This window comes from Roseibium sediminicola, assembly GCF_023156505.1.
GTDB classification, from domain to species: Bacteria; Pseudomonadota; Alphaproteobacteria; order Rhizobiales; family Stappiaceae; genus Roseibium; species Roseibium sediminicola.
Genome location: NZ_JALNMJ010000013.1, coordinates 61,291 through 73,639 on the forward strand (window position 1 = coordinate 61,291; position 12,349 = coordinate 73,639).

The following is a 12,349-nucleotide window of genomic DNA, read 5'->3' on the forward strand; positions in this document are numbered from 1 at the left end:
TAATCAGATGTAGATGTTTTCAGTTAATATCCATTAACTTTACTGAAGGCTTTCTTAAGAATTCGCATTCTGCGTAGAACGGGACGGAAAACCATGGGGTAATTGCCAGGATTTTCGTGACCCGCCGCGGAAGTTATAGCCATAAACCGACGCGGAAACAGAACCGTCGCGGAAGGAAGAGGTTTCAGAATGCGGGCCTGCTGTCCGCCGTTGTACCCCTTTTTCAGGAACTTGGGTATTTAGTCGGCAAACGACAATGGCGCGTTCGGGCGGGCCGCCCCGAATCCCCTCACGCCGAGGCGCCTGAAGGACGGTCGGCTTCTGGGAAGAGTCGGTTGTGGCAGCCCGCGGACTGACCGCAAGAGGGCGCTGCCCATTAAAAAGACGTTGATATCAGATCAGCTGGAACCAGGACGTGGAGGAATACACCTGCAGCCCGGCGATCGATATGGCAATGCCGTAGGGAATGCCGCTCTTGGTGTCGTGCAAGCGTGCAAACCACTCCTGGCGGATCAGGACGGAAGGCACGACAGCGTTCTGACGCATGAGAAGAAGCCCGAGGGTCAGGAGCATTCCATAGACAGCGACCAGCAGCACGAACAAGAGCAGTTCCTGCGAATAGCCAATCCACAAGGCGATCGCACCAATAAACTTGACGTCGCCACCGCCCATCCAACCGAAAGCGAAGAACAGAAAGCAGGGAACGAAGACAAGCGCGAAACCAAGCGCATGCAGACCCCAGTCCTGAAGCGGCATGCCCGTTGCGATCGCCAGAAGGGCGAAGCCCGCGATCAGCAGCACGGACACCCGATTCTGGATCGTCATGGTCAGCAAGTCTGATGCCCCGCCAAAGGCAACTAGCATCGGGAAAACAACAAGAATAGCGGCCTGGACCATTGCATGCCTGTCTGTTCGGGAATTGATGCTCCGACCCTAACGGCCAGAGGTTAACATTTCGCGGAAATCGGCGACGCGAAAAAAAAACGGGCGGAAAATCCGCCCGTTTTTTCAGCAACAGCGGCTGGTGACGCCGCCGACTGCGATTAGGAACCGATGTCGGTAGACGCGGTGCTCAGCTGAGTCTGGATCCGGGTGAAGATCGCGCTCAGGGACGTACCGGTCAGCTGCAGGGCGCCGATGATCACAATGGACAGCAGGCCAGCGATCAGGCCGTATTCAATTGCAGTTGCGCCGGATTCGTCTTTTACGAAACGGTTGATAAGAGATTTCATGTGTTTGCTCCAAGTACCACTGAGTTGACAGCTTCAAAGTTCGCCGGATCTTCTTGTGTCCGTTCGAACATGGGATCACCCTAGGACAGAGAGCTTTCCAACCAGTTAAATTTACCATTCGACCTAGAGAAAATCCTGACAAATGTGACTATAGTTAACAGTAGGTATAGATAAAAACTTATTAAAACAACCGAAAAACTTTAAAATAAATCTCTTATTTCAAGTAGTACCCGATTTCCACGGCTTTGCATACATAATTTTCCCCACAAGCCTCAGAATAACCATTCAAGAATTGTTAAGAGTCATGTCAAAAGACAATATTTTCACTCATAAGGTTGTGGTAGATTTCTCGAAAGATGAAAAGCTCGCCAGTTTTGCCTGTGTGAATACAACAGAGCATTGGTAAGCAACGCCAAGCCTGAAATAGCGGCAATTTACACTTCTTGGGAGACGCCGTTAGCAGATCGTTCACCACGTTTGCTGCATGCTGTCGCAAGACGAAATACACATGGAGTACCCATAAGCATGTTTACGAACATACTGAAATGGACAGGCGTGCTTGTGATTGCGCTTCAGGCTGGCACCGCCCTGGCCCAAGACGGCCCGGTCATGGTGACCGTCGATCGCGCCAAGGTGTTTCGCATCGAGGATGGCGCTTCCGCTGTTATCGTCGGCAACCCGTTCATCGCGGATGTGGCCATGTTCGACGAAAACACCGTCGTCATCACCGGCAAGAGCTATGGCACCACGAACCTCGTGATCCTGGATGCGAAGAGCAAACCGATCGTCGACGAAATCATCACCGTGCGGCCGTCCGATGAGGACACCGTCTCCGTCTACAAAAAATCGGCGCGTATCACGATGTCCTGTAATCCGACCTGCGAACCGACCCTGCGTCTTGGCGATGCGGGCGAGGCTTTCAAGGAAGTGGCCGATCAGGCAACCGCACGCAACACGCTGGCGACAGAAGCGGCGATCGGCAAGTAAGCCTGTCCGTATGGAGTAACCCGGGAATGCGCCTGATCAAAGCGTTCGTTGCCAGAACCCTCAAAGCCCGGAGGTCCTTTCGCAGGGACCAGCGGGGCACGACTGCCATCGAATTCAGCTTCGTTGCGATCCCATTCTTTCTTGTCGTGTTCGGCATCATTGAGGTGGGCCTGTCTCATTTCGTGAACAGAATGGTCGACAACGCGGTCATCAGCGCGTCGCGTATGATCCGCACAGGTCAGGCCAGCAACGCCAGCTACGACGAAGAAGACTTCAAATCTGATATCTGCGGCTTCCTGCCGGATTTCCTGTGTTCCATGGACCGGATTGTCGTCGACGTGGAAAAGATCGACAGCTTCGATCTGGCAAAGTCGCCTTCGGAAAGCCTTTACGACGACGATGGCGAACTGAAGGAAGACTCCAACTACGAAGAATCCGGTTCCGGCGACATCGTCGTTGTGAACGTCATTTACCGATGGCCGATGATCACCGCCTTGCTGGCCCTCGATATGGCCGACAACGGCAGTGAACGATACCTGACGTCAACTGTGGTGTTTCGAAATGAACCCTGGAACTGAGAAATCGCTTGGTTTCGGCGCTTTGGCTCGGCGGTGGTTGCGTCCGCTCCGCTCCATCAAAGCGGACAGGCGCGGCGTGTCGGCGGTCGAGTTCGCCCTGATCCTGCCGGTCCTGCTGATCCTTTTGATCGGCATGGAAGAAATCACCGGGGCAATGAACTACGACCGTAAAGTTTCCCGGATCGCCAACTCGGTCGCCGATCTGGTCGCGCAGGCGCAGACCATCGACAAAAGCGAACTCGAGGCCATCATGGATCTCGGCGCGGTGATCCTTGATCCCTATCCCGCGGACACGATGGAAATAATTATTGCCAGCGTGACCTTTGACGAGAACGGCGATGCGAGCATCGACTGGAGCCTAGACAACAGCGGCGAAGCTGCGTCAGGCTGGTCTAAGGGATCCGAACCGCCAATCACCCTGCCCGACACCGTCGCCGCGCCGGAAACCTCCATTGTGGTCAGCCAGGTCAACCTCGCTTACGAACCGCTGTTTGCCGGGGTGTTCACGCAATATTTCTCGCGCGACTCGTCGCTGGACCTCAGCGACACCTATTACCTGCGTCCGCGCCTGACCGACACGGTTGACTGCAGCGACTGCTAGGTGGTCAGGTGCCGCTTTGTCCGAGTGCTGACCGTCTCATTTGAACCGCTTGGCCGGTTGATCTGCGCGCAAACCGCTCATGTACTTCCGCGACTAGTGACTCTGCCGTATTTTTAGCGTCGTATTCTGAGGATAGTCTTCGCATAATGCTGCGCCGCAATATTCATTTCAGTACGGGATTCCAGGATCGATGGCGACCAACAAGACATATGACCAGATCAAGATAGGCGACAGCGCGGAGATTGTCCGCGAATGTTCCTCGAACGACCTGCTGGTCTTTGCCCATGCCTCGGGCAATCACAATCCGATCCACCTGCCCGATACCGACTGGACCGGAGACGGTCATATCGACAAGCCGGTCGCCCCTGCCATGTGGGTCGGCGGTCTCGCCTCCGCCGTGCTCGGCAACATCCTTCCCGGCCCCGGTACGGTCTACAAGGCGCAGTCCTTCCGGTTTCTGGGCGCTGCCGTGGTTGGCGACAAGCTGCATGTCAGGGTGACCGCCACCGAGAAGAAGCCCGACAACATCATCCTGTTCGACATGAGCGTAACCCGCGGTGACGGCACCCGCCTCGTCGAGGGTGTCGCCGAGGTCAAGGCACCGACGGAAACCATCGAATTCGATTCCAGCAACATCCCCGCGCTGCTGGTCCAGCGCCACCGGCACTTCAACCGGATGATCGAGCTGGCCAAGACCCTGCCGGCCCTGCCGACGGCCGTCGTCGCACCCGACGATCCGAATTCGCTCGAAGGCGCCCTGATGGCCGCGCGCGAAGGCCTGATCAATCCTGTGCTGATTGGCGCCAGGAACCGGATCGACGCGGCCGCCAGGGAACTCGATGAAAATATCGGCGCCTATGAGCTGATCGACATCGAGGACGAAATGGAAGCCGCCGGCCGGGCGGTCGCCATGGTCCATGAAGGCCGGGTCAAGGCGGTCATGAAAGGCCATCTTCACACCGACCATCTGCTTCATCATGTGGTCAAGCGTGACGGCGGTCTCAGGACCAAGCGCCGGATCAGCCATGTCTTCGTCATGGATATTCCCGGCCGCAAGACACCCGTCCTGATTTCGGACGCAGCGATCAACATCTCGCCGGACCTCAACACCAAGGTCGACATCACCCAGAACGCCATCGACGCCGCCCGATCGCTCGGCCTGGAAATGCCGCGTGTCGGCATTCTGTCGGCGATCGAGACAGTCAACCCCGCCATTCCCTCAAGCCTGGATGCCGCGATCCTGTCGAAAATGGCCGAACGCGGCCAGATCAAGGGCGCGGTGGTCGACGGGCCGCTCGCCATGGACAATGCCATCGACGTCCAGGCCGCGCGCACCAAGGGCATCACCTCGCTGGTGGCCGGTCATGCCGAAGTGCTGATCGTGCCCAACCTGGAGTCCGGCAACATGCTGGCCAAGGAGCTGACCTTCATTGCCCACGCGGAGGCCGCCGGCCTTGTGATCGGCGCCAAGGTACCGGTCATGCTGACCAGCCGGGCCGATGACGGCCGCGCGCGCCTTGCCTCCTGCGCCCTTGCGCTGCTTTATACGCACTGGAAAGCCAATGGCGCACCGGCAGGCATTCTCGACCGCGAGGAGGACTGATCATGGAACGGGTGATCCTGGTTCTCAATTCCGGCTCCTCCTCGATCAAGTTCACTCTTTACACCGGAACGCGCGAACAGCTGACTGGGCAGATCTCGGGCCTGGGCGCGACGCCGCATATCAAGCTGACTTCCCTCGTTTCCGAGACCAAACTCGACCGCCCGCTGACGGCCGATGAAGGCGTCACGCACCGCACGGCCCTCGCTGCGCTGCTGCCGGTCCTGGAAACCGAGTTGAAGGGACGCCGGGTCGACGCGGTCGGGCACCGGGTCGTCCATGGCGGTGTCAATCATGCGGCCCCGCTCCGGATCACACAGGAACTGCTTGGCGAACTGCGCGCGCTCGAACCGCTCGCCCCCCTGCATCAGCCGCACAATCTGGCCGGCATCGAGGCCGCGACGGAAGCGTTCCCGGGCGCCCTGCAAACCGCCTGTTTCGACACCGCCTTTCACCGCAGTCACCCCTGGGTGAATGACACATTCGCCCTGCCCCGGTCCCTTTATGACGAAGGTGTTCGCCGCTACGGGTTTCACGGCCTGTCTTATGAATATATCTGCAGCTATCTGAAAAAGACCCGGCCGGACGTCTATGAAGGTCGGGTCATTGTCGCGCATCTGGGCAACGGCGCCTCCATGTGCGCCATTCGCGATGGCCAGAGTATCGGCTCCACCATGGGCTTCACCGCGCTTGACGGCCTGCCCATGGGCACCCGCTGCGGCCAGCTGGATCCGGGTGTCGTGCTCTATCTTCTGACCACCAAAGGCTTGTCGCCGGACGAGGTTTCGGACCTGCTCTACAAGGAATCCGGGTTGAAGGGCCTGTCCGGCATCAGCCAGGACATGCGCGCGTTGACCACAAGCGACGACCCGCGGGCGGCGGAAGCCATCGACTATTTCGTGTTCCGCATCCGGCGCGAACTTGGCGCAATGGCGTCTGTTCTGGGCGGATTGGACACAGTGGTTTTCACCGGTGGCATCGGTGAAAACGCCGCCTTGATCCGGGAAAAGGTCTGCGTGGACCAGGGCTGGCTCGGCCTTGCCATCGACGAGGACCGGAATGCGGGCCACGCGGAAGACATTTCCGCCGAAACGTCCCGGATCAAAGTGCTGGTCATTCCGACAAACGAGGAGGAAATGATCCGCCGGCACACCGAGGCTCTGATCAGCGCAAACACTGTCCCGGCCTAGAGCATGTCCACTCAATCTAGGATCATTTGATGTCGAAAAGCAGTTCACTCGGCGAGGCGCGTCGCGAAGTGCGATGCGGTGCATCGGTCAAGCGGCGTAACGCTGCCGATGGACTGCTTTGCGTCACCCGGAGGGCCGGGCTCTTGCGTCCGCTGACCACGTTGGCTTGCGCTTGTGGTGGAACCACACCACCGCGCGCAACCCGCCTCGTCAGCAAACGCAACCGCACCGGTCAAATGAACCTAGATTGAGTGGACATGCTCTAGCGTCCCGTCGGGTCCAGCAACGCGGCGTATTGGTCTTCATAGGTCCGCAGAACCGGCCGGTAGTCCGCATGGACCACCGGTTCGAAGCCACCCGGCAGATCCGGTTCGATCGCAAGATAGGCGTCGGGGGCCTCCCGGCGCAAATCCATCAGCCCCGCCCGGATGCGGCGCTTCAACTCGTCCGGCAGATCCTTGCGCAGGCTGTGCGCGGAATAGGGGATCGGCGGCGAACGCCAGACGATTTCGAGGTCCTTGAAGCCACCGCCACCGGAGACGTAATAGTCGTTGAGCGTACCGGCCGTGTAACCGTTCTTGGCCTCGCCCGCGAGGGTCGACCACGCGAGTGCGGCATCGACACGCCCGTCGAGAACGGCGCGCAGCCCTTCCACCGGATCCTTCACCTCGACCAGAGCGCTGAAATGGGTGCGGGCGTTGATGCCGTCGGCGGCCAGATTGGCGAGCGGCACACGATACCCGGTGACCGCATGGCTGCTGCCAACCGCAAGGCGTTTGCCCTGCAGTTCCGTCAGGGACAGCTTTTCAGCACCTCGCCTCGCCACCAGAATGGCATAGAAACGCGCCGGAAAGTCATCTGGACCGGCCGTCACAAGCGGTTCGATACACGCACAAAGCTGATGGACGGCCGCATAGGCGGAGGGCGACAGGCGCGCATAGTCGATCCGTCCCGCAGCGAGCGCCTCGGCGGCATCCGCCAGGGTCTCCATCAGGAACAGGTCGACCGGCAGGTCGGCAATCTCTTCCAGGGCAAGACGGAAGGGTTCCACGCGGTCGCGCGCACCTTCATCTGCCGCGACGACCACTCCCAGGCGCAGCCTGTCCGGCATTGTCGCGCCCTCCTGTGCCCGGGCGCCGGTGCATACCGCGATCAGCAGCGCCGACAGGACCGCGACGCCCCACACCTTGAAACCCGCCACAAAACCGACATAAGCTTTTGATGAAACTTGCAAATTAATGCCTCACCCCTTGGATGCCCTTCACGGAACGAACAGCCCCCAACATGACCAACCCTATCACGACCGTCGTCTTCGATATAGGCAATGTCCTTGTCGAATGGAATCCCGAACATCTCTATTCCCGGCTGATCCCGGATGACGCACAGCGGCAGGTGTTTCTGGAGACCGTCTGTACGGCGGAGTGGAACCTGCAACAGGATCTCGGCCGTCCCTGGCCGGAGGCGGTCGCGATGCTGGTGCAGCAACATCCCGACAAGGCCGATCTGATCGAAGCCTATTACAAGGACTGGCACGATATGGTCCCGGGCGAAATTCCCGGCACCCCGGCCCTGCTTGCCGCGCTCAAGGCAAACGGAACGCCGCTTTACGCCATCACCAATTTCTCAAGTGAGAAATTCGCCGAAACCCAGGACAGGTTTCCGTTTCTGAAAACCAGTTTTCTGGACATTGTCGTCTCCGGCGACGAGCGCCTGGCCAAACCCGAGCCGCAGATCTATCAGGTCCTGTTTCAGCGCAACGGCCTTGATCCGGCCGCCTGCCTCTTTATCGACGACAGCGCACAGAATGTGGCCATGGCCCGCGAGCTCGGCATGACGGCGCATCATTTCAAGGAGGCCGGTGAACTGGAAGCCGACCTCGTCGCCCTGGGGCTGCTCGCGGTCTAGGCGCTAGCCTTCAAAACCTTCCAGCACGTTGACGCAGTTGGTGCCGAGCGCATCGACTGCGTAACCGCCTTCCATCACGAAGATGGTCGGAACACCCACTTTCTTCAGCCGCTGACCGAGACGCAGGTAATCCTCGCTCTTGAACGCGAACTTCGAGATCGGATCGTTTTCGAAGCAATCCATGCCAAGCGACACGATCATCACGTCGGGCTTGTAGACCAGCAACCAGCGGCAGGCTTCTTCCAGGGCCGGCGTGTAGCCGTCCCAATCCGTGCCGAGCGGCAATGGCCAATTGCGGGTGAAGCCGGTGCCGGCATGCTCGCCCGTTTCGTCCGCATAGCCCAGGAAATATGGATATTCTTCTTTCGGATCGGCGTGGATCGACAGGAACAGGACATCCGGGCGATCGTAAAAGAGCGCTTGCGTACCGTTGCCGTGGTGATAGTCGACATCCAGGATGGCAATCCGGTGCAGACCGTAGTCCCGCAGATACTGGGCGGCAACGGCGGCGTTGTTGAAGAAACAATAGCCGCCGAAAAAATCAAAGCCGGCGTGATGGCCGGGCGGGCGGCACAGGGAGAAGACAGCCTTTTCGCCATTCAGGATCATCTTGGCCGCTGTCAGCGCGGTGTCGGCGGAAGCCCGGGCCGCCCGATAGGTGTGTTCCCCGAGCGGTGTGCCCGCGTCCATCGAATACCGGCCGAGCAGGCCGTCGATGTGGTTGACGGTCGTGTCCTGACGCAGGCTCCGGATCGGCCAGACAAACGGAAAAGCCTCCTTCGAGCGGCCGGCTGCGGTCCATTTCTCCCAGAAGCCTTCCAGAAAAGACACGTAATCGGGGGAATGCACCCGGTGCAGCGGCCTGATCGGAAAATCCTCCGGCGCGACAATCTCGCCGACATTCCTGTCGCGGACGGTCTTGAGCACAATTTCGGCGCGGCTCGGGATTTCGACGGCAGGTTTCAACTCGCCGTCGGAGATTTCCTGAGCCGGCGCATGCGCAAGCTGGGTGTCTGAAAAAACCGTCTTCACAAGCTGCCCCCGGTCCCCGTGTTAGCACTCAGCCGAATTACTGTACCCGAAATCAGGTAAAACGGAATTCCGTAACGTGACTATAAGTCTCTGAGGGCTGTAACAAAACACTTGTGAACCCTTCCCTGTTGACGCTGTCGGGCCAGCGCTGCGCCTCCAGGCAAAGACCGGCATGCGGGCCGTAGCGTTTTCCCTCAAGACCGGGCACCGGCACATCGATGACCCCGGCATCGAACAGCTGCAACCCAGGTTCCGTCGTCCAGACTTCCATTCGCCTGTCCCCGGCCGCGTCTTCCAGGGCGGCGGCAAACTGAACCTCGGTCCGGGGCGTGTCGGAAAGACAGAAATTGTGGTCGAAGACGACGTTTTCCTCGCCGGCCTTGCGCCGCAATTTGCGTCCGTCCCGAAAGTCGTAAGGCGTCCATTCGACCTTGCGGATGTCCCCGGTGGGGATCAGGTCGTCATCCACCGGCAAATAACTTTCGGCAGCGATTTCCAGGGTGTGATCGAGAATGGTCGGACTGCCGTCCAGATTGAAATAACTGTGCTGGGTAAGGTTGACCGGCGTCGCCTTGTCCGTGGTCGCGGTGATCTTCATACGCAGGGCACCGGTTCCGGTCAGGGTATAGCGCAGCAATACCTCCACCCGGCCCGGATACCCCATGTCGCCATCCTCGGAGACCAGTTTCAAAAGCACGCTGGCCTTGTCGCTTTGCTCCAGCTGCCAGACACGGCCGGCGAAGCCCATGGCCCCGCCATGGAGGTGATGACGGCCTCTCTCGTTGACGTGGAGCTGGTGCTCCTCACCGTCAATGGTCATGGTTGCACCTGCGACCCGGTTGGCGCAGCGGCCGACGACCGCGCCGAAATAGGGGGAATGGTCCAGATAGCTCTGAAGATCCTCAAAGCCCAGAACGACAGACCGGCCGTCAACCTTCAGATCGCGTATGATCGCACCGAGGGTCAGGACCGAGGCTTCCAACGCGCCCTTTTTGAGAGTGATTTCCTGAACGAGCGTACCGTCGGGCAGTGCGCCAAACTCCTTGATCATCCGTTTCTCCACTAAGGCACGGTCAGACAGCGCCGGGACAGAACCCCAAATGGCGGCGCTGTTGCCGCCGTCTTGCAAACCGATAAAATTCAGAGTGTCTGATTGTACTCGCCGACTTCCGGGTTTTCCCGCAGGACATTGTCCACCGCCTTGAACATGGCGTGCAGACGTTCCTCGGAGACCGGGCTCTCGACGACGACCACAAGCTCGGGCTTGTTTGAAGAGGCACGCACCAGGCCCCAGGTGCCGTCTTCGCTGACGACGCGGACGCCATTGACCGTGATGAGGTCGGTGATCGGCTGGCCGGCGACCGTCTCGCCCCTGGCCTTCATGTCCTGGAACCGGGCAACGACACGGTCGACGACATCGTATTTGGTCTCGTCGGCGCATTTCGGCGACATCGTCGGTGAGCCCCAGGTCTTGGGCAGGTCCCGGCGCAGGTCCGCCATGGTCTTGTCCGGATTGCGGTCAAGCATGTCGAGGATCGCAATGGCGGAGACAAGACCGTCATCGTAACCCCGGCCGATCGGCTTGTTGAAGAAATAGTGGCCGGACTTTTCGAAGCCGACAATGGCGTTCAGATCGGTCACCCGGCGCTTGATATAGGAATGGCCGGTCTTGAAATAGTCGGTCTTGGCACCGTTGGCGGCAAGCACCGGATCGGTGTTGAAGAGCCCCGTCGATTTGACGTCGACCACGAATTGGCTGTTCGGGTGCAGCGCGGAGATGTCGCGCGCCAGCATGACACCGACCTTGTCGGCGAATATTTCTTCACCTTCATTATCGACCACGCCGCAGCGGTCGCCATCGCCGTCAAAGCCGAGACCGACATCCGCGCCCACTTCCAGAACCTTGTCCCGAAGCGCGTGCAGCATCTTCATGTCTTCCGGGTTCGGGTTGTAACGCGGGAAAGTGTGGTCGAGTTCCGCGTCCAGCGGAATGACCTCGGCGCCGAGCGCCTCCAGGATCTTCGGAGCGAAGGCGCCCGCGGTGCCGTTGCCGCAGGCCGCCACCACCTTGATCGGGCGTTTCAGCGCGGCACGATCGGTGAGATCCTTGGCATAGACGTCCGGGAAGCCATCGACAAACCGGTAGCTGCCACCGCCCTTGAGGTCGAAAGCGGCTTCCAGAACGATTTCCTTGAGCCGGCCCATTTCATCCGGACCGAAGGTCAGCGGGCGGTCAATGCCCATCTTGACGCCGGTCCAGCCATTGTCATTGTGGGACGCGGTGATCATGGCGACGGCCGGAACGTCCAGTGCGAATTGCGCGAAATAGGCCATCGGCGACAGCGCGAGGCCGATGTCGTGGACATTGACGCCCGCGGCCATCAGGCCGTTGACCACCGCCATCTTGATGGTCGAGGAATAGCTGCGGAAGTCATGACCGACGACGATGTCTGGCCGCACGCCGCGCTCGTGAATCAGGGTGCCGATGCCCATGCCGAGCGCCTGCATGCCCATCAGGTTGATTTCTTTCTCGAACAACCAGCGGGCGTCATATTCACGGAACCCGGTCGGCTTGACCATGGGCAGGGTTTCATACTCAAGCGTGTTGGGCGTCAACTGCGGCAGCGGTTTCGGAAACATCTAAGCCTCTTAATGGCGAAGGAGGAATATGTGCGGATCAAACCGGTTATCGAACGGCCACGCGGGACCGGACATTCAAGTCACTGAACCAGTACAAGCGTGCCGCCCGACATGTCAAACCGTTGCAGCCGATTGAGGACCGACATGCCGAGCAAAGGTTCACCCAGACTCTCGTCCGGCAGGACCAGCGCATCGATGTCTCTGAGGCTGATATTGCCGAGACGGATCCTGTCGATAGATGCTTTTGCCCCACGGACCGTGCCGTTGGCCGTGCGGATCTGATACTTGTAGTCGGAAGTTTGTAGGAAGATGCCGATGTCCTCGGCAACGGATTCCGGCAGTACCGTCACCGTGGCGCCAGTGTCGACCAGCATTTCCACCGCGCGGCCGTTCAAATTGGCATCGGCCACGAAATGGCCCTGCCGGTTGCGCGCAATCCTGTAGATGCGTTCGCCCGTGTCGACAAGTGCCACCTCGTCCGGCTCATCGGGCGCGGTGACACCCAGCCGGTATTCCATCAGGAACGGCACCAGCGGCGCAATGCCCATGAAGAACAGAAAGATGACGACAAACCGGGTCATGCC

General features: G+C 59.5%; 13 protein-coding genes. 6 read left to right on the plus strand and 7 right to left on the minus strand.

Translation table 11 applies throughout. The features are described from left to right. Positions 1-393: 393 nt before the first annotated feature. A complete protein-coding gene (locus M0H32_RS18010) occupies positions 394-897 on the minus strand; it encodes an A24 family peptidase (RefSeq protein WP_282449431.1) in 504 nt (167 codons plus the stop codon). A gap of 146 nt (positions 898-1,043) precedes the next feature. Next, entirely contained in the window at positions 1,044-1,232 is a 189-nt protein-coding gene (locus M0H32_RS18015; protein ID WP_248156454.1) for a Flp family type IVb pilin, read from the minus strand. A gap of 525 nt (positions 1,233-1,757) precedes the next feature. Here M0H32_RS18015 and M0H32_RS18020 point away from each other — a divergent pair. The 5 genes from M0H32_RS18020 to M0H32_RS18040 all read left to right on the plus strand — a co-directional run bounded on the left by M0H32_RS18020 (position 1,758) and on the right by M0H32_RS18040 (position 6,188). Further along, a complete protein-coding gene (locus M0H32_RS18020; RefSeq protein ID WP_248156456.1) occupies positions 1,758-2,219 on the plus strand; it encodes a pilus assembly protein N-terminal domain-containing protein in 462 nt (153 codons plus the stop codon). A gap of 26 nt (positions 2,220-2,245) precedes the next feature. Beyond that, positions 2,246-2,797, plus strand: a complete 552-nt coding sequence (locus M0H32_RS18025; RefSeq protein ID WP_248156458.1) for a TadE/TadG family type IV pilus assembly protein — start codon at positions 2,246-2,248, stop codon at positions 2,795-2,797. A gap of 76 nt (positions 2,798-2,873) precedes the next feature. Then, entirely contained in the window at positions 2,874-3,398 is a 525-nt protein-coding gene (locus tag M0H32_RS18030) for a TadE/TadG family type IV pilus assembly protein (RefSeq protein WP_248156460.1), read from the plus strand. Between the two features lie 190 nt (positions 3,399-3,588). Then, a complete protein-coding gene (locus M0H32_RS18035; RefSeq protein WP_248156461.1) occupies positions 3,589-5,001 on the plus strand; it encodes a bifunctional enoyl-CoA hydratase/phosphate acetyltransferase in 1,413 nt (470 codons plus the stop codon). 2 nt (positions 5,002-5,003) lie between these two features. Continuing rightward, a complete protein-coding gene (locus tag M0H32_RS18040; protein ID WP_248156462.1) occupies positions 5,004-6,188 on the plus strand; it encodes an acetate/propionate family kinase in 1,185 nt (394 codons plus the stop codon). Between the two features lie 262 nt (positions 6,189-6,450). Here the strand turns inward: M0H32_RS18040 and M0H32_RS18045 are convergent, their stop codons facing one another. Beyond that, a complete protein-coding gene (locus tag M0H32_RS18045) occupies positions 6,451-7,422 on the minus strand; it encodes a PhnD/SsuA/transferrin family substrate-binding protein (protein WP_248156463.1) in 972 nt (323 codons plus the stop codon). A 50-nt stretch (positions 7,423-7,472) separates the two neighbouring features. Between M0H32_RS18045 and M0H32_RS18050 the strand changes: the two genes are divergently transcribed. Beyond that, entirely contained in the window at positions 7,473-8,093 is a 621-nt protein-coding gene (locus M0H32_RS18050) for an HAD family hydrolase (RefSeq protein WP_248156464.1), read from the plus strand. Between the two features lie 3 nt (positions 8,094-8,096). On the opposite strand, the gene M0H32_RS18055 is transcribed toward M0H32_RS18050, so the two are convergent. The 4 genes from M0H32_RS18055 to M0H32_RS18070 form a co-directional block, all read right to left on the minus strand. Then, complete coding sequence (locus tag M0H32_RS18055; RefSeq protein WP_248156465.1) at positions 8,097-9,125, minus strand: histone deacetylase family protein; 1,029 nt, start codon at positions 9,123-9,125, stop codon at positions 8,097-8,099. Between the two features lie 52 nt (positions 9,126-9,177). Continuing rightward, positions 9,178-10,176 carry an aldose epimerase family protein gene (locus M0H32_RS18060; protein WP_248156467.1) on the minus strand — a complete coding sequence of 333 codons (999 nt, stop codon included), beginning with the start codon at positions 10,174-10,176 and terminating at the stop codon, positions 9,178-9,180. 89 nt (positions 10,177-10,265) lie between these two features. Continuing rightward, positions 10,266-11,765 carry a phosphomannomutase/phosphoglucomutase gene (locus M0H32_RS18065; protein ID WP_248156469.1) on the minus strand — a complete coding sequence of 500 codons (1,500 nt, stop codon included), beginning with the start codon at positions 11,763-11,765 and terminating at the stop codon, positions 10,266-10,268. Positions 11,766-11,845: 80 nt separating this feature from the next. Then, positions 11,846-12,346, minus strand: coding sequence for a retropepsin-like aspartic protease family protein (locus M0H32_RS18070; protein ID WP_248156471.1), 501 nt, complete (start codon positions 12,344-12,346; stop codon positions 11,846-11,848). Between the last annotated feature and the right edge of the window lie 3 nt (positions 12,347-12,349).